Source organism: Rhodoferax sp. GW822-FHT02A01 (assembly GCF_038784515.1).
Classification (GTDB): Bacteria; Pseudomonadota; Gammaproteobacteria; order Burkholderiales; family Burkholderiaceae_C; genus Allorhodoferax.
This window is the reverse complement of the sequence record NZ_CP152376.1, coordinates 12,394-36,551: the sequence shown is the minus strand read 5'-3', so window position 1 is coordinate 36,551 and position 24,158 is coordinate 12,394. Positions and strand designations below refer to the sequence as shown.

23 protein-coding genes are annotated in these 24,158 nt (G+C 61.2%); 10 read left to right on the top strand and 13 right to left on the bottom strand.

The features are described 5' to 3' along the window. The first annotated feature begins 1 nt into the window (after nt 1). Nucleotides 2-706, top strand: a complete 705-nt coding sequence (locus AAGF34_RS00190) for a response regulator transcription factor (RefSeq protein ID WP_342618624.1) — start codon at nt 2-4, stop codon at nt 704-706. 3 nt (nt 707-709) lie between these two features. On the opposite strand, the gene AAGF34_RS00185 is transcribed toward AAGF34_RS00190, so the two are convergent. Continuing rightward, nucleotides 710-1,654, bottom strand: coding sequence for an AraC family transcriptional regulator (locus AAGF34_RS00185; RefSeq protein WP_342618623.1), 945 nt, complete (start codon nt 1,652-1,654; stop codon nt 710-712). A gap of 122 nt (nt 1,655-1,776) precedes the next feature. On the opposite strand from AAGF34_RS00185, the gene AAGF34_RS00180 reads away from it, so the two are divergent. Then, nucleotides 1,777-2,622, top strand: a complete 846-nt coding sequence (locus AAGF34_RS00180; protein WP_342618622.1) for an SDR family oxidoreductase — start codon at nt 1,777-1,779, stop codon at nt 2,620-2,622. Between the two features lie 16 nt (nt 2,623-2,638). Here AAGF34_RS00180 and AAGF34_RS00175 read toward each other — a convergent pair whose 3' ends face one another. The 10 genes from AAGF34_RS00175 to AAGF34_RS00130 form a co-directional block, all read right to left on the bottom strand. After that, nucleotides 2,639-3,460, bottom strand: a complete 822-nt coding sequence (locus AAGF34_RS00175) for a phosphodiesterase (RefSeq protein WP_342618621.1) — start codon at nt 3,458-3,460, stop codon at nt 2,639-2,641. Continuing rightward, nucleotides 3,454-4,521: an ABC transporter ATP-binding protein gene (locus AAGF34_RS00170; RefSeq protein WP_342618620.1), complete on the bottom strand. Its 1,068-nt coding sequence runs from the start codon at nt 4,519-4,521 to the stop codon at nt 3,454-3,456. Before AAGF34_RS00170 ends, AAGF34_RS00175 begins: the two co-directional genes overlap by 7 nt. Further along, complete coding sequence (locus AAGF34_RS00165; protein ID WP_342618619.1) at nt 4,518-5,351, bottom strand: ABC transporter permease subunit; 834 nt, start codon at nt 5,349-5,351, stop codon at nt 4,518-4,520. Before AAGF34_RS00165 ends, AAGF34_RS00170 begins: the two co-directional genes overlap by 4 nt. Before the next feature lie 11 nt (nt 5,352-5,362). Next, nucleotides 5,363-6,157 carry an ABC transporter permease gene (locus AAGF34_RS00160; RefSeq protein WP_342618618.1) on the bottom strand — a complete coding sequence of 265 codons (795 nt, stop codon included), beginning with the start codon at nt 6,155-6,157 and terminating at the stop codon, nt 5,363-5,365. Between the two features lie 30 nt (nt 6,158-6,187). Further along, nucleotides 6,188-7,180: an extracellular solute-binding protein gene (locus tag AAGF34_RS00155; protein WP_342621190.1), complete on the bottom strand. Its 993-nt coding sequence runs from the start codon at nt 7,178-7,180 to the stop codon at nt 6,188-6,190. A 44-nt stretch (nt 7,181-7,224) separates the two neighbouring features. Continuing rightward, the gene (locus AAGF34_RS00150) at nt 7,225-8,052 is read right to left on the bottom strand and encodes a DeoR/GlpR family DNA-binding transcription regulator (RefSeq protein ID WP_342618617.1); all 828 of its coding nucleotides are present in this window, start codon (nt 8,050-8,052) and stop codon (nt 7,225-7,227) included. Nucleotides 8,053-8,148: 96 nt separating this feature from the next. Next, nucleotides 8,149-9,207, bottom strand: a complete 1,059-nt coding sequence (locus AAGF34_RS00145) for an ABC transporter ATP-binding protein (protein ID WP_342618616.1) — start codon at nt 9,205-9,207, stop codon at nt 8,149-8,151. A 21-nt stretch (nt 9,208-9,228) separates the two neighbouring features. Further along, a complete protein-coding gene (locus AAGF34_RS00140; protein ID WP_342618615.1) occupies nt 9,229-10,017 on the bottom strand; it encodes an ABC transporter permease in 789 nt (262 codons plus the stop codon). After that, nucleotides 10,014-10,886, bottom strand: coding sequence for an ABC transporter permease subunit (locus tag AAGF34_RS00135; protein ID WP_342618614.1), 873 nt, complete (start codon nt 10,884-10,886; stop codon nt 10,014-10,016). The genes AAGF34_RS00140 and AAGF34_RS00135 overlap by 4 nt, the downstream gene beginning before the upstream one ends. A 124-nt stretch (nt 10,887-11,010) precedes the next feature. Further along, nucleotides 11,011-12,039, bottom strand: a complete 1,029-nt coding sequence (locus AAGF34_RS00130) for an ABC transporter substrate-binding protein (RefSeq protein WP_342621189.1) — start codon at nt 12,037-12,039, stop codon at nt 11,011-11,013. Between the two features lie 214 nt (nt 12,040-12,253). On the opposite strand from AAGF34_RS00130, the gene AAGF34_RS00125 reads away from it, so the two are divergent. The 5 genes from AAGF34_RS00125 (at nt 12,254) to AAGF34_RS00105 (ending at nt 18,120) form a co-directional block, all read left to right on the top strand. Further along, nucleotides 12,254-12,928: an MgtC/SapB family protein gene (locus AAGF34_RS00125; RefSeq protein ID WP_342621188.1), complete on the top strand. Its 675-nt coding sequence runs from the start codon at nt 12,254-12,256 to the stop codon at nt 12,926-12,928. 128 nt (nt 12,929-13,056) lie between these two features. Next, complete coding sequence (locus tag AAGF34_RS00120) at nt 13,057-13,530, top strand: glycine zipper 2TM domain-containing protein (protein WP_342618613.1); 474 nt, start codon at nt 13,057-13,059, stop codon at nt 13,528-13,530. Nucleotides 13,531-13,613: 83 nt separating this feature from the next. Next, the gene (locus AAGF34_RS00115; protein ID WP_342618612.1) at nt 13,614-15,125 is read left to right on the top strand and encodes an FAD-dependent oxidoreductase; all 1,512 of its coding nucleotides are present in this window, start codon (nt 13,614-13,616) and stop codon (nt 15,123-15,125) included. A 56-nt stretch (nt 15,126-15,181) separates the two neighbouring features. Next, nucleotides 15,182-17,719 (top strand): FtsX-like permease family protein, encoded by a 2,538-nt coding sequence (locus tag AAGF34_RS00110; protein WP_342618611.1) that lies wholly within the window; start codon nt 15,182-15,184, stop codon nt 17,717-17,719. Next, nucleotides 17,716-18,120: a group II truncated hemoglobin gene (locus AAGF34_RS00105; RefSeq protein ID WP_342618610.1), complete on the top strand. Its 405-nt coding sequence runs from the start codon at nt 17,716-17,718 to the stop codon at nt 18,118-18,120. Before AAGF34_RS00110 ends, AAGF34_RS00105 begins: the two co-directional genes overlap by 4 nt. Before the next feature lie 18 nt (nt 18,121-18,138). Here the strand turns inward: AAGF34_RS00105 and AAGF34_RS00100 are convergent, their stop codons facing one another. Both AAGF34_RS00100 and AAGF34_RS00095 read right to left on the bottom strand, forming a co-directional pair. Continuing rightward, nucleotides 18,139-18,915, bottom strand: coding sequence for a transporter substrate-binding domain-containing protein (locus tag AAGF34_RS00100; RefSeq protein WP_342618609.1), 777 nt, complete (start codon nt 18,913-18,915; stop codon nt 18,139-18,141). Between the two features lie 149 nt (nt 18,916-19,064). Next, complete coding sequence (locus tag AAGF34_RS00095) at nt 19,065-20,195, bottom strand: helix-turn-helix domain-containing protein (protein WP_342618608.1); 1,131 nt, start codon at nt 20,193-20,195, stop codon at nt 19,065-19,067. 218 nt (nt 20,196-20,413) lie between these two features. Here AAGF34_RS00095 and AAGF34_RS00090 point away from each other — a divergent pair, with 218 nt between their 5' ends. The 3 genes from AAGF34_RS00090 (at nt 20,414) to AAGF34_RS00080 (ending at nt 24,148) form a co-directional block, all read left to right on the top strand. Next, a complete protein-coding gene (locus AAGF34_RS00090) occupies nt 20,414-20,890 on the top strand; it encodes a 4Fe-4S dicluster domain-containing protein (RefSeq protein WP_342618607.1) in 477 nt (158 codons plus the stop codon). 11 nt (nt 20,891-20,901) lie between these two features. Beyond that, nucleotides 20,902-22,749 (top strand): aldehyde ferredoxin oxidoreductase family protein, encoded by a 1,848-nt coding sequence (locus AAGF34_RS00085; RefSeq protein WP_342618606.1) that lies wholly within the window; start codon nt 20,902-20,904, stop codon nt 22,747-22,749. A 103-nt stretch (nt 22,750-22,852) separates the two neighbouring features. Beyond that, nucleotides 22,853-24,148 (top strand): FAD-dependent oxidoreductase, encoded by a 1,296-nt coding sequence (locus tag AAGF34_RS00080; RefSeq protein ID WP_342618605.1) that lies wholly within the window; start codon nt 22,853-22,855, stop codon nt 24,146-24,148. The last annotated feature ends 10 nt before the right edge of the window (nt 24,149-24,158 follow it).

The window sequence follows — 24,158 nt, the reverse complement described above, 5'->3', positions numbered from 1 at the left end:
CATGCGACAGAAAGTCACGATTCTTGTTCTCGATGACCATCCGGTGGTGCGCCAGGGAGTGGTGGCCATGATCCAGGCCTATGGCGAAGGTTTCCATGTGGTGGGTGAAGCCTGCAGCCCGGATGAAGGCTTGGCCAAAGCCGCGGCCTTGCGTCCGGACGTGGTGGTGACGGATCTCATATTCAACGGCAGCTCGCGCAATGGCATCGACGTGATCCGGGAGTTGCAGATGCAGGGCGTTCCTTCACGCTGCGTGCTCATCACCGCCAACATGCAGGGGCACTACATGGTGGAGGCTTTCAAGGCGGGCGCCAAGGCATTCCTGTACAAGGAGTCGGATGCGCGCGAATATGTGAAGGCCATAGAGGCAGCGTTTGAAGGCATGACCTATTTTCCGCCCGAGCTGCCCCAGGAGCTGGACCGCTGGAGCCGCCTGCCGCGCCTCACGCCCAGCGAGGAGCGCCTGATGCCCTATGTGGCCAAGGGCCTGACCTCCAAGGAAATTGCACGCGAGTACAACCACCTGGACAGCCCCAAGGTGATAGAGCCGCGCACCATTGACCAGCACAAGAGCAACATCAAGCAGAAGTTTGCCATCGACAGCATGGGCGGCCTGGTGGCGTTTGCCATCAAATACTGCGATGACAACAACCTGGACTACAGGAACCTGCAGATCCAGGCCAAGCGTTCGCTGCTGGGTTTTTGAGCTTCAGCCAATCCGCCACGCCAGGCCCTTGTCCTGCGTGTCCTGGCGGCGGAACTCGCGCGGCGCCACACCCACGGTGCGCTTGAAGACCTTGGAGAAACTGAACGCGTCCTGGTAGCCGACTTCCTGCGCAATCTGTTCTAGCGAGCGTTCGGATTCGCTGAGCACACTCATGGCTTTTTGCATGCGCACCGTGCGCAGGTAGTTCAGCGGCGTGTTGCCCATGCTCTTGCGAAAGCGCTCGGCCAGGCTGGTGCGTGAGAGCCCGGCTCGGGCCGCCAGCTCTTCCAGCGTCCACTGGTGTGCGCAATCCGCGTGCATGGCCTGCACGGCGCGAAGCACCTGTGGGTCTTGGATGGAGTGGCTCCAGCCGGGCTGTGCCTGGCTTTGGCGTGCCACGATCTCGCGCATCAGCAGCACGAAGATCACGTCCAGCAAGCCGTAGACGATGGACTCGCTACCCAGTTCGTGCAGGGATATTTCCTGCTCCAGCAGTTGCATGCTGTGCGTCAGCGCGCTGGAGCAGGGGCCGTCCTGGGCACGCAGCACGAACCAGGCGGGCATTTCCTGAAAGAGCGGGTGCAGCGGCGTGTGCCAGAACTGGTAGGCACCACTGATGACGGCGTTGGGAATCGCCTTTGTTGCCGGCTGCAAGCTCGCCATTTGCCAGGTATCGGCCAGCGCCACGACCTTGGCGTCCTGCAGGCTGGCGTCCGCGCTGATGCTGTGCGTGCACCCGCGCGCCATGACGGCGATGTCCCCCACTTCCAGCCGCATGGGCTCCGCCATCGAAGGGGCATGCAGATAGATGGTGCCGTCGGTGACCACATGCAAACCCACGCTGCGGTCACAGGGAAACTGCAGGGCGGTGTGCGGCCGTATGCGGCGCTGGTTGAGCAGTCTGCGGCGCAGACCCGCCTGGCGAAAGAGGTCGGTCAAAAGGTCCATGGAACACGTTGGGATTAAAGAGGTTTTGTACGATTGGACATGAAAAGTGTATTTTTGTCCATTTCAAGTTCAGACGGTTGCGCGGATCATCAGGCCATCAACCACTACACGAGGAATGTCTCATGGCTAAAACACTTGTCATCGGTGCAAACGGCACCGTAGGTACCGAGCTGGTCAAGCTGCTCATCGCACAGGGGCACGATGTGCGCAAAGCCACCAGCAAGGCGGTGAAGGACCCGGCGCGTGACGTGCATTTGAATCTGGTGAGCGGCGAAGGTCTGGCCCAGGCATTTGCCGGTGTGAGCAAGGTTTTCTTGCTGTGCCCTCCGGGCTATACCAACCATGACGAGCTGCTCAAGCCCGCCATTGATGCGGCCAAGGCCCAAGGTGTGCAGAAGTTGGTGCTGATGACCGCTATGGGTGCCAATGCCGATGAGTCCGCACCGCTGCGCAAGGCCGAAGTGCATCTGCAGAACTCGGGCCTGGCGTACAACATCATCCGCCCCAACTGGTTCATGCAGAACTTCAACACTTTCTGGATCCAGGGCATTCTGGAACACGGCAAGATCTTCCTGCCGCTGGGCGCTTCCAAGGGCAGCTTCATTGACGCACGTGACATTGCCGCCGTAGCAGCCCAGTTGCTGAGCAAGGACGATTTCAACAACCGCGACTTCGATCTGACCGGCAGCGTGGCACTGGACCATGATGAAGTGGCCAAGATCCTGTCTGCCGCCACTGGCCGCACCATCACCTACGAAGACATTCCGCCCGACGTGTTGCTGGGCGGCTTGCTGCAAGCCGGCTTGCCCAAGCCCTACGCCGAGTTTCTGCTGTTGATCCTGAGCTACTTCAAGGCAGGCTATTCCGAGCGCACCACCGATGCGGTGCAGACCATTCTGGGCCGCGCGCCCGGCACGCTGGAACAGTACGCACGCGACTACCGCTCCGCCTGGGTCACCGCATCCTGAGATTGGCGCAGCGCGGCTACTCGTCTATGAGTTGCCCGCTGGCATCGTGGAACGGGTAGGGGCCTTCGTGTTCTCCCAGCACCACGCTGTGGCTGAGGAACTGCCCGTCCAGCCAGCGGTGCAGCAGGTAGCCGGGTGGTTCCATGCAGAACTGGCTGGGCCCTTGCGGGTCCAGGTCCAGCACCACCTGGTGGGCCGGGCTGGGGGCAGTCATGGCGCTGTGGCCGCCCACGCGGGTATGGATGTGGCGGTGCAAATGCCCGCATAGAACGGCCTGTACCTGCGGGTGGCGCGCCAGGATGGAGGCAAACGCTTCCCGACCCGTGAGACCCAGGGCGTCCATATGGGCAATGCCGGTGAGGAACGGCGGGTGGTGCATCAGGACCAGCGTGGGCTGCTCCGGTGCCTGTGCCAGCGTGGTTTCCAGCCACGCGAGTCGCTCGGCACACAGCTCACCGCGTCCCTCAAATGGCACCAGCGTATCGAGCCCGATGATGCGCAAGGGGTAGGTGTTATCCAGGCTGAAATGCAGGAACCCGGTCGCCGGCAGATAGCGGTGGTGGGCAAAGACCTGTCGCATGGCGTCACGCGCATCGTGGTTGCCCGGCACCACCACCAGCGGAAGGTGCAGCGGAGAGAGCAACTGCTGCAGGTGGGCGTACTCCTCGGGCCGGCCCAGGTCCACCAAGTCACCGGTCAGCACCACCAGATCTGGCTGCGGCCGCAGTTGCAGCAGATGCTGCACGCAGCGTTGCAGCATCTGCGCGGTATCCACCCGGCCATAGGCTTTCTTGCCAGGCGTCTTGATGTGGGTGTCACTGATGTGGGCGATCAGCATGGTGCGCGCTCCTGTACCGGCAGCAGACCATGCGGGTCCACGCGCAATCCAACCTCTTGGCCAACCTGCGCATCACAGCGCGCCGGGCCGTCCATGACCAGGGGCGCTGTGGCGCCCACGTTGACGATCAGGCGCGTACGGTCTCCTAGGAAGAAGGCCGCGGCCACCGTGCCGTGCAGGTCCGGCTGGGCGTCGGGGCTTGTGAGTTGCACATCCTCGGGGCGGAACATCATTTCCTTTGCTGGCGTCGGGCCACCTTGCCAGCGCAGCAAGCCACCGGTGCAGGCAAACCCCTCCGGGTCGTAGCGGCCCTGCACGCGGTTCATGGTGCCTATGAAGTCGGCCACAAAGGGTGAGGCCGGCTTCTGGTAGATGGCGCGCGGCGTACCGGCCTGCTCCACGCGGCCGTGGGACATGACGATGATGCGGTCACCCAGAGCCATGGCCTCGCTCTGGTCGTGCGTAACGTACACCGTGGTGATGCCCAGGTTGCGCAGCAGCATGTTGATCTCCACGCGCAGGGTCTCGCGCAGCTGGGCGTCCAGAGCGGTCAGCGGCTCGTCCAGCAACAGCGCGCGCGGGCGCACGGCCAGTGCACGCGCCAGGGCCACGCGCTGACGCTGGCCGCCGGAGAGCTGGTCAATGGACCGGTCGGCCAGCGCACTGATGCGCATCAGATCCAGCATCTCCTGTACGCGCGCACGCAGTTGTGCGGGCGGTGTCTTGCGGATGCGCAAGCCATAGCCGATGTTGTCGGCCACGCTCATGTTGGGAAACAGGGCATAGGACTGGAACACCATGCCCACGTTGCGTTTTTCAATGCCTTGTGCGGTGACATCGGTGCCATCAAACAGCACCCGGCCACCGGCATCGGGCTGTTCCAGCCCGGCAATCAGGCGCAGCGTGGTGGTCTTGCCACAACCGGATGGGCCCAGCAGGACCACGGTCTCGCCTGCCGCGATGTGCAGGTCCAGCGGCTCCAGCACACGGGTTCCGTTGGCAAAGGTCTTGGCACAGGCCTTGAGTTCTATCGATAGGGGAGGGAGCGCGGGCGTGTTCATCGGGTGCGGTTCAGTGGGGTGTCGGTGGGGGACGTGTCGTCAAAGCGGCGCTTGGTGGGGCGCGCAAGGGTTTGCATGGCCCATAGCAGGGGAACAATCATCAGAAAGAAAATCAGGGTGTAGGCGCTGCCGATTTCAAGCCGCAGCGAGGCGTACGCATCGGCCAGTCCCACCGGCAAGGTCTTGGTGAGTGGGGTGTGCAAGAGCCAGGTCATGTTGAACTCGCCCATGGACAAGGTCACCACCATCAGTGCACCGGCCAGGATGCCGTTGCGGCAGTTGGGCAGCACCAGGTCAAAGAAGCGTTGGCGAAAACTGGCACCCAATGAGGCCGCGCCTTCTTCCAGCGTCTTGAGGTCAATGGCCAGCAGCACCGCCAGCACTGAGCGCACCATGAACGGCAAGGTGAACAGCACATGGCCGATCAGGATGAAGACCCAGGATGTGCGAAAGCTGCCCCAGCCGCCATAGGTGGCAATCAGCGCCAGCGCCGTGGCCAGGCCGGGCACGGCCACTGGCAGCACCAGCAACTCTTCCACCCAGCGGGCCAGGCGGTTGCGCATGCGTGCCAGCGCGTAGGCAGCGGGCACGCCCAGCAGCAGGGTGATGACCAGACAGGCCAGCGCGATGCCGATGGAGCGGAACAGGGTGTCGCGGTAGCCATCCCACACCTCGAACAGCCAGCGTGTGGTGAGACCGCTTTGCAGGCCCGCGATGTAGTTGGTCGTTACCCCGGCCAGCATGGACAGCACCACCGGCACGATGAGAAAGGCGCACACCAGCAGCGTGAACGCCAGCTGTAGCACGAACAGGAATTTTTTGGTTTGCATGCGGCGTCCTCTCAACCTGCTGCGGCAACGCCGGAGCCGGCTGCCGAGCGCGCCAGGGCCAGCACCAGCCAGGTGATGGCGCCCAGCATGAAGCTCAGTGCCGAGGCCATGGCAATGTTGGCGGACATGGTGAACTCGGTATAGATCACCATGGGCAATACGTTGATGTTGGTGGCCAGTGTGAACGCCGTGCCAAATGCGCCCATGGCGGTGGCAAAGCAGATGGCACCAGCAGAGATCAGCGCCGGAGACAGGCCCGGCACGATGACATCCCGCACGACTTGCCAGCTATTGGCGCCCAGCGAGCGGGCGGCCTCTTCAATGCGGGCATCCAGCTTCTCGGTGGCGGCCATCACGGTCAGTATGGTGCGCGGAATCGAGAAGTACACATAGCCCATGAGCAAGCCGGTCATGGAGTAGGCAAACACCAGCTTGTCGGCACCCATGGCCTGGCTGATCTGGCCGATCAACCCCTGGCGCCCGGCCAGCAGAATGACCATGAAGCCGATCACCACACCGGGAAACGCCAGTGGCAGCGTCAACATGGAAACCAGCGTGGCATTGCCACGGAACTTGTGGCGCTGCAGGAACACGCCGGCAATGGTGCTGATCACCAAGGTGAGTATGGTGGTGACCAGTGCCAGGCCCAGGGTGGACAGCAGCGCCTTGAAGTAGCCGGCATTGGTGATCAATGCGCCATAGGCAGACCAACCCAGGGTGCCGCTGCCGCCCACCAGCGCCAGTCGCGCCATGGGCAGGAGGAAGAAGGCAGTGAAGAACACTGCCGCGGGAAGCAGAAGAATCATGGGTTCAGACTTTCCTGGCGCACTGGCGCTTTACTGCACTTCGTTCTTGTAGCGCTCTATGATCTTGGCCTGCGCTGCGGCGAGCTTCTTCAGGTCCACCGGCTTGGCGCGTGCGTATTCGCTGTCCGGCAGGAAGCGAGCCTTCGCTTCAGCCGAAAGGTGCTCCGGAAACACCGGGCGCAGATAGGCGTTGCCCCACAAGGTCTGGCTTTCAGCCGAGAGCACGAAGTCCAGCACCTTGCGGCCGTTGTCGGCGTTGGGGGCATTCTTGGTCAGGCCCATGACGTAGGGGAACACCACGGTTCCCTCCTTGGGAATCACAAAGCGGGTGGATGCGTTGTCGGTGTACTGGCCGCGGTACGCGTTGAAGTCGTAGTCGACGAGGATGGGGATTTCACCGGAGATGACGCGCGCATAGGAGGTCTGCTTGGGAACAATAGGCTGGTTCTTCAGCAGCGCCTGAAAGTACTTGATGCCGGGGTCCAGGTTGTCATAGGTTCCACCCAGTGCCAGGTTGACGGCCATCACACCCAACTGACCTACCGCAGCGGAGGTGGGGTCCAGGTAACCCACCATGCCTTTGTATTCGGGTTTGAGCAGGTCGGCCCAGCTTTGCGGCACGGGTTTGCCGCCCAGTGCTGCCATGTTGACGAACAGGCCCAGGGTGCCGGAGTGGATGGTGAACCAATAGCCTTCCGGGTCTTTCAGGCTGGCGGGGATCTTGTCCCAGCCCTTGGGCTTGTAGGGCATGAGCACACCGGCGTCACGCGCCGGGTCGGCCGCAATGCCACCCAGGTAGACCACGTCATTTACCGGGTTGGCCTTCTCCGCAATCATGGCGGCGATGGATTGGCCGGAGTTCTTGTTGTCCGACGGCACCTGGATACCCAGGCGAGCTTGGATGGTCTTGAGCTGGGTGCCCCAGTCGGCCCATTCGGGCGGGCAGTTGTAGCAGATGGCACGTTGCTGGGCCTGTGCTGCGGTGCTGGTGAACAGCGCAGTCAGAGCCAATGCGCCGGCCATGGCCAGGCGTTGAAAGTGGTGTGGTTTCATGACAAGGTTCTCCTTCAGAGGGGGGTAAGTGAAACGGGGGAATCGCCATTGGCAGTGCTCAAATGAACATGGGCCTGTTGCAGCATGTCGGCGATGGCATCGGGCACCGGCTGGTCGGTGAACACATGGCTGACTTCGGTGATGTGGCCGCCGCGTACCGTGGCTGCGCGACCAAACTTGGTGTGGTCCAGCACCAGGAATCGTTGCCTGCAATGCTTGACCAATTGCTGGCGCATATGCACTTCGTCCGGGCTGAAGTCGAGCAGGCTACCGTCCTCGGCCACGCCGCCGACACCGAAGATGCCGATGTCCACGTGGTAGTGCGAGAAGAAGGTGTGGGCTTCACCAGCCACCACATCGTTGTCCAGGTTGCGCAGGCGCCCGCCCGCAATGGTGATTTCGCAACTGGTGTTGCGAACCAGCGCCGCTGCCACGTTGAGGTTGTTGGTCATCACGCGCAGCCGTGTGCGGTCTGCCAGTGCATGGGCACATTGTTCCGGTGTGGTACCGATGCCGAAGAACAGCGAAGCACCTTCGGGCACCAGGGCTGCAACACATCGGGCAATGGCGGCCTTGGCTTCCTGGTTCAATACACGCCGAGCCAGGTAGGCAACGTTCTCGCCATCGGGCAGCAGATCGATGCCGCCATGGCGACGACGGCAAAGCCCTTTGTCGCACAAGGCATTGACGTCCCTGCGAATGGTTTGCGTGCTGACACCAAAGCGTGCCGACAAGGCTTCTATCGACTGGAAGCCCTGCTCATTGACGAGGCTGACGATCTGGCTTGCGCGGTCTTCGCTGGATAGCATCCAGTCGTTCACTTCGCCCGACTCTGTGTTCATATGCGCTTTCATATGAATAGTGTCGGATACTGGTGTGACAGCGTTATGACGCTGTCACCCGGACCAATTCAAAGGCGCGCTCGGGGCGCCACAGCGTTACGCAAGTACCAGCAGATTCTCAAAAGCAAAACTCAGCGTCACCTTGTCGCCGCGCGCGGGCAACTTCTGGTTGGGGTCGTTGAATACGTCCATGGAAAGGACTTCATTGCCCAGGTGCGTGCGGATGCGCACGATGGAGCCCAGAAAGCCCACGTCGTCCACCACCGTCTGCACTGCATTCTTGCCGTTGCCGCCTTCGTCCAGGGTGATGGCTTCCGGGCGTATGGCCAGGGTGCATTTCTGGCCGTTCTTCAGGTTGTCCAGCGGGTTGGATGTCACCAGCGTCAAACCGCCCACGCGGATTTCTCCTTTGGCGGTATCCACCACTTCGCCGGAAAGCTGGTTGAGCGTGCCGATGAACGAAGCCACAAAGCGGGTGCGTGGAAAGTTGTAGATCTCCGAGGGCGTGCCAATCTGTTCAACCCGGCCTTCGCTCAGCACCACGATGCGGTCCGAGATGGACAAGGCCTCTTCCTGGTCATGCGTCACGAACACGGTGGTGATGTTGAGCTCGCGTTGCAGCTCGCGGATTTCCTCGCGCAGGGAGATGCGGATCTTTGCGTCCAGCGCGGACAGCGGTTCATCGAGCAGCAGTACCTTGGGCTTGTTGGCAATGGCGCGGGCCAGGGCCACACGCTGCTGCTGTCCACCCGACATCTGCCAGGGGTAGCGGTCGGCCAGCGCATCCAGCTTGATCAGCTTGAGCATCTCCTTGACGCGCGCATCGATCTCGCTCTTGCCAGCATTGGCCACCTTCAGACCGAAGCCGATGTTCTCGGCCACCGTCATGTTGGGAAACAGCGCATACGACTGGAACACCATGCCGACGTTGCGCTGGTTGGTCGGCACATGGGTGACGTCCTTGCCGTCAAACACAATGCTGCCGACCGAGGGCGATTCAAATCCGGCGAGCATGCGCAGGATGGTGGTCTTGCCGCATCCCGATGGGCCCAGGAAGGTGATGAACTCTCCCTTGTCGATCGAGATGGAGAAGTCGTGCACGGCGGTCTGTTCGCCAAAGCGTTTTTGAATATTCGAAATTTCCAGGAATGCCATTGCGTCAATCTCTCGGTTCAATTAGCGGGTGGGGCGTGCGTGCTTGTTGCTGCCGAACACATTGATGAGCCCCATGGAGGCCCAGGTCACGATGAAGGCGATGACCGCCAGCGCGGACGGCTCGTAAGCGCGGTTGGCGCCAATGAGTTGCAGATAAGGGCCGAAGGCCGGGCGGTCTAGCAGACTGGCCATGGTGAATTCACCGATCACCACCGCAAAGGTCAGGAAGGCGCCCGACAGGATGGCCGATGTGATGTTAGGAAAAATCACGCGCAGCAAGATGGTGGCGCGCTTGGCGCCCAGCACTTCCGCAGCTTCAGTAAGCGTGCGTACGTCAATAGTGCGCAAGCCCGTGTCTACCGAGCGGTACATATACGGTAGCGACAGGGTGACGTAGCTACATACCAGCAGGAAGTCCGTGGCCCGCTCGCTGCCGGTCAAGGGGATGAGCGAGCTGCTGTTGTACATGCGCAGGTAACCGAACACGATCACGATGGCCGGTATCACCAGCGGCATCAGCGTGATGAATTCCACCAGCGGACGTAGTTTGGGCATGCGCAGATGCACCCAGTAGGCAGTGGGCACGACCAGCAGCACGCCCACCACGATGGTGGCAATGGCCATCACGATGGAGTAGCCAAAGGTGGCCTGGAACTGCGGGTCTTCAAAGACCACCTTGTAGGCTTCAAAGCTGTACTGGCCGCGCTTCATGCGCAGGCTGAATTCGAAGGTGGCAATCAGGGGCAGCAGGAAATAGGTGGCGCCCACGGCCATTGCTATCCATGCGCCCAGACGGGATTCTTTTTTCATGCGCTCCTCCGGTCGGTCTTGCTGCGCAACACCATGTAGCCGGTATTGGCCAGGCCGGTGATGATGATCATGCCCAGAGCCATGGCGTAGCCTAGGTTGGGGTTGTGCAACACGTCGCCACGGATCTGTGCATAGAGCAAGATGGGCACGATGTTGAGCGAGCTGCCGGTCAGGGCATAGGCGGTTGCCACTGCGCCAAAGGCGTTGGCAAACAGCAGCAGCATGGCTCCCAGGATGCTGGGCCACAGCACCGGCATGGCCACATAGCGCCAGTATTGAACGGTGGTGCCGCCCAGGCAGTCGCAGGCTTCGCGCCATTCCTTCTTGAGGCCTTCCAGCGCCGGTGTGACGATCAGCACCATCAGCGGGATCTGGAAATACAGATAGGTAATGGTCAGCCCCAGAAAGCTCAGGATGCTGAAACCGGTGGAGTAGATATTGATATCGCAATAGGTGCGCAGCAACACGGTGACCAGGCCCATGCGTCCCAAGGTGGCCAGAAAGGCAAAGGCCAGGGGCACGCCGGCAAAGTTGGACGCCACGCCGGAAAAGGTCATCAGCGTGGGCCGTATCCAGTCGGGCAGCTTGCCCAGCACGGCGGCCCAGGCCAGCAGAAAGCCCAGCAGTCCGCCGGCAACTGAGGAGGCCACGCTGATCTTGAAACTGATCCAGTAGGCATCCAGCACGTTGGCTTCAAACAGACCGCGCAGATTGTCCAAGGTGAAGTTGCCTGCGGCGTCCTGGAACGCGCCCACCATCAGGTAAGCCGTGGGCAGCAGCAGGAACAGCAAGGCGAACACAAAGAAAGGCACCACACCCAAAAGATTCAGGTTGGCGGGTTTCTTGTTGGGAAGAAGGGGAGTGGCCATGGGGTGAGGTACAGGTTCAGCAGAAACGCATATTCCACGGTGAAGCAAGCATCGGGCCGGCCGCAAACAAAATCGGGCATGACCGTTGCAGGTCACGCCCGATGGCAGTAGTCAGCCCGGCAAATTACTTGACCGCAGCACCCACAACAGCATCCCATTGCTTGGTGATGACTTCCTTGGCAGCGTTTTGCTGATCCAGTGTGGGGAATGCAGCCTTGGCATAGCCCGCAGCAGGAGGCAGCTTGTCAAGAGAAGCCTTGGTGAACTTGTTCTTGGCAATCAGGTCGTTGAAACGGATGGGGTGGCAGTAGCCGTTGAGCAGCCCTTGCTGGCCTTCGTCGGAATACAGGTATTCCATCCACAGCTTGGCTGCATTGGGGTGGGGAGCGTAGGCGCTGATGGCCTGCACATACACGCCTGCAACCACGCCGCTCTTGGGAACGACCACGTCGACCTTGGGGTTGCCGTTGAGCTTATCGCGGTCGGCCAGGGCGTTGTAGTCCCAGCTGATGATGATGGGGGTGGTGCCTTGTGCCAGCGAGGCGGCCTTGCCGATCACGGGCACGAAGTTGCCGCTCTTGTTGAGGTCGGCAAAGAACTTCAGGCCAGCGGCAGCAGCCTTGGAAGCATCGCCATTGGTGGTGCTCAGACCGGCGGCATATACGCCCTGGATAGCTTGGTTGGAAGCGCGGGGGTCACCAGCCAGTGCCACAGCGTTCTTGTATTCGGGCTTGAGCAGATCGGACCAGTCGGCTGGGGGCTTGACCATGTCGGAGTTGACCTGGAATGCCAGCACGCCGTAGTAGTCACCGTACCAGTAGCCTTCAGGGTCCTTGGCGCTGTCAGGGATGCTGGCCCAGGTGGAAACCTTGTAGGGCTGGATCAGGCCTGCGGCCTTGGCCGAGGGGCCGAAGGACAGACCCACGTCAATGGTGTCGGGAGCCTGGGGACCCTTGTTGTCCTTGTTGGCCTTGATGGCTTCGATTTCGTCGCCGGAACCTGCATCCGGATTGAGTTCATTGACCTTGATGCCGTACTTCGCCTTGAAGGCATCGATGATGGGGCCATAGCCACACCAGCTGCGCGCCAGGGCAATCACGGTCAACTGGCCTTCGGCCTTGGCAGCCGCAACGAGTTGTGCAGATTGGGCCATGGCAGCCTGGGTGCTGCATACCGCCACAACAGCGATAGCCAATGAAGTCAATTTGGATGGGTGCATAACGGTTCCTTAAAAGTTGCCAGGGGAGTGTGGCGTTAAAAAATGTCAGTTCCGTGTCAATCAGTTTACACACGGTAGCAATTTTCAACACACAATAGCGATTAAATATTTCAGATTTGTTACAGATATGGATCAAGACTTGGCGACGATGACATTGCACCTGATCGGTGCCATGGCGGTGGGTGGTGTCATTGGATTGGAGCGTAGTTACCACGGACGCCCTGCAGGGTTCAGAACGCACACACTGGTTTGCCTGGCTTCCAGCCTGCTGATGCTGGTCACCCTGTATCAGGCCAAATGGCTGCCGGCTGGTGCATCCATGGAAGCCTTCCGTACCGATCCCACGCGCATGGCGCAGGGCATCATGACCGGCATCGGTTTTCTGGGCGCGGGCGTGATCTTCAAGGAAGGACTGAGCGTGCGCGGCTTGACCACGGCCGCCTCCATCTGGATCACATCGGCCCTGGGCGTGCTCATAGGTATCGGGTTCTATTTCCCAGCCATCGTGGCAACGATTCTTACGGTTGGTGTGTTGTCGCTGTTTCGCGTGATCGAGGCGCGCATACCGTCACATCACTATGCGCAGCACTTTCTCAGCTTTGGTCGCAATGACGCGATGGAAGAAGAGGAAGTACGCAGCATGCTGCAGGCGCACGGGTTCACCATTGCCAACATCAGCTACCGTGTCTCTGACAGCGGCGACGACTTTGAATACCGCATGGTGATCCGCACGTCGGGCTCGGATAAATTTGCGTCGCTCGCGCGCTTCCTGCGCGCCCACAGCCGCATCAAGACGTTCCGCATATCGCCCACAGGCGACTGAGCGCTTACGCCAACCCCGAGGTCTTACACCTGTTTACAACTGAAACAGGTGGTTCACCATTCGCTACCCCCATGGGGCTGACTTCCTGGGCATACTGAGGTCAACACAATTAGTTGACGAGGTAGCCCATGAGTTTTCAAAACAGTTTGCGTCGTATTCACCCCTTGGTAGCAGTAGCCGCAGTTGCGCTGACATTGTTCAGTTTGCTGGGCATCGCAGCCATCACCGGTGTGTTGCCCATGTCTCGCGGATCGGTTGGGGATCAGCATAGCGAGGCCATTGCACCTCCAGAAGCTACAGCCGCAATGGCCAAGCCAACACCGGCGTTAGCTCCAGAAACGACAGCGGCCAAACATACGCACCATGATGCGCAACAGGTCGCCACCAGCAACGCACCGACAAACACCACATCACCCGCTCCTGCACCAGCACCTGCCAAACCCGCAGCCAAGAATAGTGCCGTGGGCATAGGCGTGGGTGCGGTGGTGGGTGGTGTCCTGGGCAACCAGGTCGGCAGCGGTGACGGCAAGACGCTGGCAACCATTCTGGGCGCCATTGGTGGCGGATACGTCGGTAACGAAATAGCCAAGAAAAGCCAGTAAGCCATGGATGGTTTTGTGTGAAGATTCGCGCTTCCTTTTGACGCGAATCGGGCGCTCTGGCGCCCGCTCACACTGGAACCACCATGTCGGATGAAGAGAAATACAGCGGCCGCGTAGGCCGCATGATCAGCCGCTGGGCGGGCAAGCGCCTGACCTTTACCCGCAAGAGCACCGACGAGGGCGAGGTGCTCCAGCACACTCCGCCCACCGCCGGAGAGATGGATGCCGCGCAAGGCGTCTACATCGAACCACCCAAGGCCTTGCCCATATTGACCACCTGTGAAGTGCTGGTTGTTGGCGCCGGTCCGGCGGGGCTTTCGGCGGCACTGGCCGCGCGCCGTGCGGGTGCCGATGTGGTGTTGCTGGAGCGCTTTGGTTGCTTTGGTGGTGCCATCACGACGGTGGGCATGGAAACTTTGGCGTGGTACCGCTACGAAGGCACCATCGAATCCGAAGGCATTGGCATCGAGATGGAGCGCCGGGCTGCAGCCATGGGTGGCACCGTCAAGTGGCCCTACAACGACAGCGAGTGTCTGGACGCCGATTTCTTCAAGGTGGTTGCCGACCATCTGGTGCGCGAGGCCGGCGTACGCCCTATCCTGCATTGCTATGCGGTCGACGTGATCTTTGAAGAGGGCAGCAATTGCCTCAAGGGCATAGTGACGGAGAGCAAGTCCGGCCGTCAGGTGGTGCTGGCGCAGCGCATCATCGACTGCACGGGTGACGCAGACATTGCCCATCTGGCAGGTGCCAGCTACCGCAAGACGCCCAAGGACAAAATGCTGGGCATGACCACGGTGTTCAATGCCTCCGGTGTCGACAAGGATCGCTTCCTGCGATACACCGAGGCCCAGCCCGCAACCTATGCCGACTGGAGCCGCACCTGGGAACAGGAGACCACCGGCAAGGAAAACGAGCTGCGCAGTCCTTACCTGGACAAGGAGTTCGACCAGGCCCGCGCAATGGGCGTGATCCCGCAGGACAGCACCAACCTGGGTGGTTCATGGTCCTCGCTGACCGAAGCCGGTGAAGCCAACAACCTCAACCTGGCCCACATGTATGGTTTTGATCCCACTGACGTGATGGACCTCACCCGTGCCGAAATGCAGGGGCGCGAGGAAGCATTGCACGCGCTGGCTGCTCTCAAGAACGTGGTCCCCGGGTTCGAGAAAGCCAAGCTGCGCAACTTCGCCATGACCCTGGGTGTGCGCGACTCGCGCAAGATCATCGGCCGCTACAACTTGACCGGACAGGATGTGCGCAACCAGGCCAAGTTCGACGACTCCATCGGCATCTTCCCCGAGTTCATTGATGGCTATGCGGTGCTGATACTGCCCAGCACCGGCCGTTATTTCGAAGTGCCTTACGGTTGCATGGTGCCGCTGGAGGTGGACAACCTGTTGGTGGCAGGAAGATGCGTGGCTGGTGACATGGTGTCCCATGCCGCCATGCGCAACATGATGGCCTGCACCGTCACCGGGCAGGGCGCCGGTGCGGCCGCCGCAGTGTCCATCCGCAATGGCCAGACCACGGCGGAAGTACGTTTGAAGGATGTGCAGGCGGAGCTGGAAAAGCAGGGTGTACGCCTGCACTGAAGGGGATTGCGCGGCGTCTGCACGCCGCCTTCACCCACATGCGCTAAGGTAGCGCCATGAAGCAATCTTTCTGGAGTCTGGGTTGGCGCACGCTGTGGCGGGACGTGCGCAGCGGTGATTTGCGCCTGCTGATCGTGGCGGTAACACTGGCTGTGGCGGCCTTATCGGCCGTGGGTTTTTTTGCGGACCGACTCAAGGGCGGGCTGCAGCGTGACGCACGACAACTGCTGGGCGGTGATGCCGTGATCGCCAGCGACAACGCCACACCGGAAGCATTTCTGGCCAAGGCACGTGAGCTGGGCCTGCGCACCGTAACTACGCTGGGGTTCCCCACCATGGCGCGGGCGGAAGACGCCAAAGGCGGGGCCACCAAACTGGTCGCGCTCAAGGTGGTGGAGCCCGGGTACCCCTTGCGCGGCAGGCTGCTGTTGCGTGGTGGCGCGCCCGGCATGGAGGTTCCGGCAAGCGGCATTCCGCTGGCGGGCCAGGCCTGGGTGGACCCTTCGTTGCTGGACTCCTTGTCACTCACCACAGGCGACACCTTGTTGCTGGGAGACAGCCGCTTTACGATTGCCGGAGTCATCGCGGTGGAGCCGGACCGTGGCGTGGGCTTCATGAATTTCTCACCGCGCGTGATGATTCGCAGCGATGACGTTGCCGCGACCGGCCTGATCCAGCCCGCGAGCCGATTGAATTACCGGCTGGCTGTAGCCGGAGAGGAGGCGCAGGTCAAGGCCTTCGTGGCCTGGGCCGACGTCGAGGTGAAAAACGGTGCCAAGGCTGCCGGGCGCGGCATCCATGGCGTGCGCATTGAGTCGGTTCAAACCGGGCGCCCGGAGATGAGCCAGACACTGGACCGCGCTGAGAAGTTCCTGAGTCTGGTGGCACTGCTGGCGGCGCTGTTGAGCGCGGTGGCGGTGGCTTTGGCGGCGCGGGCATTTGCGGCCAAGCACCTGGATGACTGCGCCATGTTGCGGGTGCTGGGTCTGAGCCAGCGTGCCATGGCTTCGGCCTACACCTTGGAGTTCGCATTGATCGGGTTGTTCTCCAGCGCGCTCGGTGTGCTGCTGGGCTATGCCATCCATTACCTGTTTGTTGCACTCATGGCCGGACTAGTGCAATCCGCCTTGCCCGCAGCCACACCGTGGCCGGCTGTGCTGGGCTTGGGCATGGGGCTGACCCTGCTGTTTGCCTTTGGCCTTCCGCCCGTGCTGCAGCTGGCGCAGGTGCCGCCGCTGCGGGTGATCCGACGCGATGTGGGCAATCTGCGTCCCGTGTCGGTCGGTGTATTGACCTTGGGTGTGACGGGCTTTGCCACGCTGCTGCTGGTGGTGAGCAGCGACCTGCAACTGGGCTTGATTGCCGTGGGTGGCTTTGCAGCGGCCGTGCTGGTGTTTGCGCTCTTGAGCTGGCTGGCCGTCAAGCTGCTGCGTCGCAGTGTGAATGAGCAGACCGCGCCGCGCTGGCTGGTGCTGGCCACGCGACAGATTGCAGCGCGGCCTGCATTTGCCGTAGTCCAGGTGAGTGCACTGTCGGTGGGAATGCTGGCGCTGCTGTTACTGGTGTTGCTGCGTACCGACCTGATCGGCAGCTGGCGCAAGTCCACACCGCCGGATGCGCCCAACCGCTTTGTCATCAACATCATGCCGGACCAGGGCGATAGCTTCCGGCAGGCCTTGACCCAGTCCGGAGTGGCACAGTTCGACTGGTACCCCATGATCCGCGGACGTCTGGTGGCCATCAATGACCGCAAGGTCGGTCCCGAGGACTATGTGGACGATCGTGCCAAGCGTCTGGTGGACCGCGAGTTCAATCTGTCCTACAGCGCCGTGCAGCCGCCCCACAATGAAATCATCGCGGGCGCCTGGAAGGCCGAGGAACGCGACTCCATCAGCGTGGACGAAGGGATCGCCAAGACCCTGAACCTGAAGATGGGAGACCGCCTGCGTTACGACATTGGCGGTGTGCAGCGCGAAGCGCGCATCACCTCGCTACGCAAGGTGGATTGGGGCTCCATGCGGGCCAATTTCTACGTGATGTTCACGGTCAGCGCCATGCCGGACGTACCCGGCACCTATATGACCGCATTCAGGGCGCCTGCGAGTGCAGGGTTTGACAATGCGCTGGTGCGCCAGTTCCCCAACATCACGGCGGTGGACATGACGATCACCCTGAATCAGGTGCAGCGCGTGCTGGATCAGGTCATTCGTGCCGTGGAATTCCTGTTCGGCTTCACCCTGGCCGCAGGCCTGGTGGTGCTGTTTGCGGCAGTGAGTGCCACGCGTGAGGAGCGTGCGCAGGAATACGCGGTGATGCGTGCCGTGGGGGCGCAGGCGGGCCTTCTGCGCAGCGTGCAGCGCGCCGAGCTTGCCGGTGTGGGCTTGTTGGCGGGCTTTCTGGCATCCCTGGTGGCCAATGCAGTGGGTTGGGCCCTGGCCCGTTATGTGTTTGATTTCGAATGGACGGTCAGTCTGTGGTTGCCACTGGGCGGCGCGCTATGTGGCGCTGCCCTGGCGCTGGCGGCCGGTTGGTGGGGGTTGCGCGATGTGTTGCGTCGCCCTGTTGTGGAAACCTTGCGAAGAGCCGCCCAATGAGCGATAGCGACGACGAACAAACCCCGGGCACCAGTGCCTTTGAGCTGATCGGTGGAGAGTCAGCAATCCATGCACTGGTGGAACGCTTTTATGACTTGATGGATCTGGAGCCGGGTTATGCCGCACTGCGTGCCGTGCATGGTCCGGATCTGGCTTCTGCGCGGGAAAAACTCAACTGGTTTTTGTGTGGCTGGATGGGTGGGCCGCAACACTACGTGGAGCGTTTTGGCCATCCGCGTCTGCGCATGCGGCACATGCCCTTCAAGATCGGGATTCTGGAGCGCGACCAGTGGCTGGCTTGCATGGACCAGGCCATGACTGAAGTGCAGGTGCATCCGCTGCTGCGTGAGCGGTTGAATGCGTCCTTTTTCCAGACCGCTGACTGGATGCGCAACATCTGAGCGACCGTCGCCGCGGGGTCACTTGAATTTCGTTTTGTCTTTGGGCGGGATTTTTACAAGGCCTGCATATTTGGCAGCCATGGCGGCAAACTGTCCGCTACTGATCAGCTTCTTGAAGGCCATGTTGTATTTGGCCAGCAGCTCCATACGCTGTGGGTCTCTTTGGAAAGCGATGTATCCGTATTGAACGCCTATAGGCGGGGCGATTTTTGCCACCGCCGGGCGGATGTCGGGCTTGATGGATTCCCGGTACGCATTGCGCTCATTGACCGCCAGATAGTCCATGCGGTTGGCCGCCAGCATGAGCATGGCGCCTTCAATCGTGGATGTGACTTCCACATTGAGATTGGGGAGCTCGCGATCAAACTGCTCGCCATAGGCCCAACCCCGGATGGTGACGATGCGCTTGCCGATCAGCGAGGTGTAGCTGCCATCCCAGCGGTGGTCGGAGCTGGCATTCACGAAGAAGACCATGTTGTCTTCATAAAAAGGCTGATCCATGAAGGCGAAACGCTTTTCGCGCTCTGGCGTCAGGTAGGGGCCAAGCAGAATGTCCCCGGCGCCGCTGGCCACGGTCTCCTGTGCACGGGTCCAGGGTTCGATCTTGAATTTGACGGTGTCGCCCTGCATGCCGCACAAGGTGCGGATCAGGTCAACTCCCAGGCCGACGAAGTTGCCTTTCTGGTCCTGTTCAAAAATGCCGGTAAAGGTCGTGCCGACCGCCTGCAATTCACGGCCTTGCACGCAGAGCGAGAAAAGCAAGCCAAGAATGGCCAACGACCAGTGGCGCAACATTCGATTTCCCCTCGGAATTGATGCAAATCAACTAGGCAATTCTGGCTTCTTTTGCGACTTGCACACTATTTGTACCCAATGTAGACAATTAATTCAGCAAGAGCAATATTTGCGCCTGCATCTTTTGTCACTGAGCAATCGCTTGGCCTCTAAGACTTGGGTTGGCGCCCCAGTTTGCGGTACACGGTGGCACGGCTGATGCCCAGGGTCTGGGCCGCCTTGGCCACATTGCCCTTGGCTTGCTCGACAGCGCGACGAATCATGGCTGTCTCCATGTCTTTCAGTCCTCTGCCCGTGCCTTGGCCTAAGCCTGCGTCGTAGTGCGGGGGCAGGTTCTCATGGGCGGCCAGGACCGCCGAGGCTTGCAACCGCAATCCCGTCCACAGCGGAATCTCCAGCATGGCCTGGCTGCGTTTGGCAGCATCAAACACCATTTGCAGGGGCAGGCCGAACACTTCTTCGGCGTGCACGGGTTTGAGTTGCCCCGCGCCCAGGCCTGAAACCATCTGGCGCGCCACGGCATTGGCTCCGGTGATCCAGCCGTCGGCATCCAGGCAGACGATGCCGTCGGCATCGTTGCCCAATGTATTGCCAGGCCAATTCAGACGCAGCATCACGCTGTGCGTATGTGCCAGCACCATGGCGTTGCTAATCTTCCCGGCAACCTGCGTCACCAAGTGGCAGAGTTCAGGGCGCTCCACCGCATCGATGCCGGTCAGGTCCAGCATGCCGATGCAACTTCCGTTGGCGCCAAATACCGGCGCACCGGCGCAGCTGTACACCGACGTGTTGGAAAAGAAATGTTCCCCGCGATGCAGCCAGACTGGCTGTTGCTCGGACAGTGCAGTGCCGATGGCCGTGGTGCCCACGCGTTGTTCAGACAAATCGGTGCCTATGCGGGTGATCAGGTCGGCGCGTCGGTCACTGCGGTCAATCGGACCATTCACATCCACTACCACTCCATGCTGGTTGGTCAGGATGGCAAAGTAACCGGTGTTGACAATGGCTCTGCCCAGCTTCTCGAGCAGAGGTCTGGCGGTTTGCACCAGACGCGCATTGCCCTCAGCGGTATGACGTGCCGTGGCGCTGCTGATGACATCGAATTCCGCACAGGCCTGGGGTTGCAGCCCCTGTTGCAGACAGCGCTGCCAGGAGCGCTCCACCCACGGTGCGACCAGCGGCGCGTCGCAGCGCTCGCCCACCAGCAACGCGCGACGCGCTTGCGCAATCGCGTCCAGGCGATTGCGTTGGGTGATGTCAGTGTGGGCGGGCGTGCTCATGGTGGATTCGGGCGGGACAGGTGTAGTGCGAAGACAGAGTGCAGGCGGCGTGGGCGAGGTGTTGCAAATTGAGAATATTGAACATTTGCCAATCCTGACTAGGGTTATCCCTAGAGCTTACAAGGTCTGCTGCTCCAACAATGCATAGGCAAATCATTTCATAGGCACGGATGTGCATAGGTTACACCAGGCCTGCAGATTAAACATAGGAGAAACGCATGCAAAAGTTGTTGCATATCAACGCTGACAAGTGCACCGGGTGCCTGCAGTGCGAGATGGCCTGTTCCTACGAGAACTACGGCACCTTCGCCACGGCCAAGTCCCGCATCAAGGTTTTCAATTTCCACGAAACCGGCAAGAAGGTTCCCTACACCTGCACCCAATGCGACGAAGCGTGGTGCCTGCATGCCTGCCCGGTAGAGGCCATTACTGTGGACAAGGTCACCGGTGCCAAGGTGGTCAACGAGGCCACCTGTGTGGGGTGCAAGGTATGCACCATTGCCTGCCCCTTCGGCACCATCAACTATGTGGAAGAGACCGGCAAGGTACAGAAGTGCGACCTGTGCGGTGGCGACCCCGCTTGCGCATCGGCCTGCCCGACCGGAGCCATCACGTTCATTGACGCCAACTGGACCGGACTCTCCAAGATGGAGCAATGGGCCAACAAGCTGGGCAACCAGCCTTCTGCATCTTAAGGAGCACCATCATGTCTTGGGCAGGAAAAATTCTCCGCGTTGATTTGACCGCGGGCACCGTCAAATCCGAACCTCTCAACATGGAGTGGGCACGTGCCTACATCGGCTCGCGTGGGCTGGGTACCAAGTACCTGTGCGAAGAGGTCGACGCCACCGTGGATCCACTCTCGCCAGCCAACAAGATCATCTGGGCCACCGGCCCCTTGACCGGCACCATGGCCTCCACCGGTGGCCGTTACACCGTCATCACCAAGAGCCCGCTGACCGGCGCCATCGCCTGCTCCAACTCCGGTGGCTACTGGGGTGCGGAGTTCAAGATGGCGGGCTGGGACATGGTCATCTTCGAAGGCAAGAGCGCCAAGCCGGTGTATCTCTATGTCAACGACGACTTGGCCGAGCTGCGCGACGCCTCGCACCTGTGGGGTAAGAGCGTGTGGGAAACCGAAGAGACGCTCAAGAAGAGCCTGCAGGATCCGCTGACGCGCGTGTCCAGCATTGGCAAGTCCGGCGAAAACGGCGTGCTATACGCCGCCGTGGTGAATGACCTGCACCGTGCGGCCGGCCGCTCAGGCGTGGGCACCGTCATGGGCAGCAAGAACCTCAAGGCCATTGCCGTGCGCGGCACCAAGGGCGTGGGCAATATCCACAACCCAGCTGCCTTCGTGCAAGCCGTCAAGGACAAGAAAAAAATCCTGGCCGAGAACGGCGTCACCGGACAAGGCCTGCCGGCCTACGGCACGCAGGTGCTCATGAACGTGATCAACGAAGTCGGCGGCCTGCCTACGCGCAACCACCGCGCCAGCCAGTTCGAAGGTGCCAAGGACATTTCCGCCGAAGCCATGGCCACGCCGCGCGCCACCGATGGCAAGAAGCATCTGGTGACCAACCAGGCCTGCTTTGGTTGCACCATTGCCTGCGGACGCATCAGCAAGATGGACCAAGGCCACTTCACCGTGGCCACCAAACCTCAATACTGGGGCGCATCGGGCGGCCTGGAATACGAAGCCGCCTGGGCCCTGGGCGCAGCCAACGGCGTGAAGGATCTGGAAGCGCTGCAATACGCCAACATGATCTGCAACGAAGAGGGCATTGACCCCATCAGCTTTGGCACCACCGTGGGTGCGGTGATGGAGTTGTACGAGATGGGTGTGCTGACCAAGGAGCAGATCGGCATTGAGGCTAACTTCGGCTCTGCTCAGGCCCTAGCCTTTCTGGTGGACGAGACCGTGCATGGTCGCGGCTTCGGCAAGGAAATCGGCCAAGGCTCCAAGCGTCTGTGCGCCAAGTACGGTCACCCCGACCTGTCCATGAGCAGCAAGGGCCAGGAGTTCCCCGCATACGACGGCCGCGCCATCCAGGGCATCGGCCTGGCCTACGCCACTTCCAACCGTGGCGGCTGCCACCTGCGTGGCTACACCATCGCGTCCGAAGTGTTGGGCATTCCCGTCAAGACCGATCCGTTGGAGCATGAAGGCAAACCTGAACTGGTGAAGGCGTTCCAGGACGCAACCGCTGCGTTTGACTCTTCCGGTCTGTGCATCTTCACCACCTTCGCTTGGGGGCTGGCCGATCTGGCGCCGCAACTGCAGGGCGCATGCGGTGACGAATTCGACACCGAAGCACTGGCCCACATCGGCGAGCGCATCTGGAACATGGAGCGCGAGTTCAACAACCGCGCCGGTTTCACCGCCAAGGACGACAGCCTGCCCAAGCGCCTGCTGACCGAGGCCGTGACCACCGGCCCGGCCAAGGGCAAGGTCAACATGCTGGCTGAAATGATGCCCAAGTACTACGCTGCGCGCGGTTGGGATGCTGAAGGCCGTCCGACCGCCGAAACCCGCAAGCGCCTGGGCCTGTAGGCCACCGGTAAACCTCAGGTGCAGCACATCAACCGGTGCGCACAGTGAGGTGCATGGAAGGCGGTCTTGATCGGGCCGCCTTTTCTTTTTTGGAGCAAACACCATGACCCACCATTTGATTCTCGGCGCCGGCCCTGCCGGTGTCATTGCGGCCGAGACCATCCGCAAACAAGCACCGCAGGACGCCATCACCATCGTGGGTGATGAGCGTGAATCGGCCTATTCGCGCATGGCCATCCCGTACTTGCTGATCGGCAAGGTGGATGAGAGTGGCACCTTTCTGCGCAAGAGCCCAACGCATTTTTTCGACCAGAACATCCAGGTCATCCAGGCCAAGGCAACTTCCGTCGACGCTGCGGGAAAAAGTGTGGAGCTGGACAATGGCCAGCGTCTGGCGTTCGACACCCTGCTGATCGCCACCGGTTCGCATCCGATACGTCCACCCATCGCAGGCATTGATTCCGAGGGAGTGCACACCTGCTGGACGCTGGAGGATGCCCGCAAGATCGCAGAGCTGGCCACCAAGGGCGCTCGAGTGCTGCAATTGGGTGCGGGCTTCATCGGCTGCATCATCATGGAGGCGCTGGCCGCACGGGGCGTGCAGCTCAGCGTGGTGGAAATGGGCGACCGCATGGTGCCGCGCATGATGGGCCCCACAGCGGGCGGCATGATCCGGTCGTGGTGTGAAGCCAAGGGCGTGCAGGTATTTACCAGCACCAAGGTGGAGTCGATCACGGCCGGCAAGCCCTTGCAGGTCAAGTTGTCCAACGGCAAGACGGTAGAGGCCGATCTGGTCATCAGCGCCGCCGGTGTGCGGCCCGCGATTGGGTACCTGGAGAATTCCGGTGTGACCTGTCTGCTGGGCGTGCTCACCGACGAGCATCTGCAGACCAATGTGCCGGGCATTTTTGCTGCAGGCGATTGCGCCGAAGCGTTCGACAAGGTCAGCGGCAAGATGATCGTCAGCGCCATCCAGCCCAACGCCGCGGAGCAGGCGCGCATTGCCGCCATGAATATGGTCAGCCATGCACGCGGTACGCCACTGGCCGCGGAGTTGCAGGGCGTCACGCAAATCAATGTGCTCGACACGCTGGGTCTGATCTCCACCAGCTTTGGCGACTGGCAAGGTCGCCCTGGTGGCGAGCATGTGGAGCTGACCGATCTGCCCAATGGCCGTCACCTGAGCTTGCAATTCAAGGACGATGTGCTGGTGGGCTGCAATTCGGTTGGATGGACCAGCCACGTGGGCGCAATGCGTGGACTGGTGGAAGGCCAGGTCAAGCTGGGTGCCTGGAAAGAAGTACTCAAGGCCGATCCGACCCGGCTGATGGAAGCCTATCTTGGCGCCGCGCAGGGGCAGCAGGACTGGTCCGGTCCGAACGACACACGCAGACGCTAGCATTGGCATT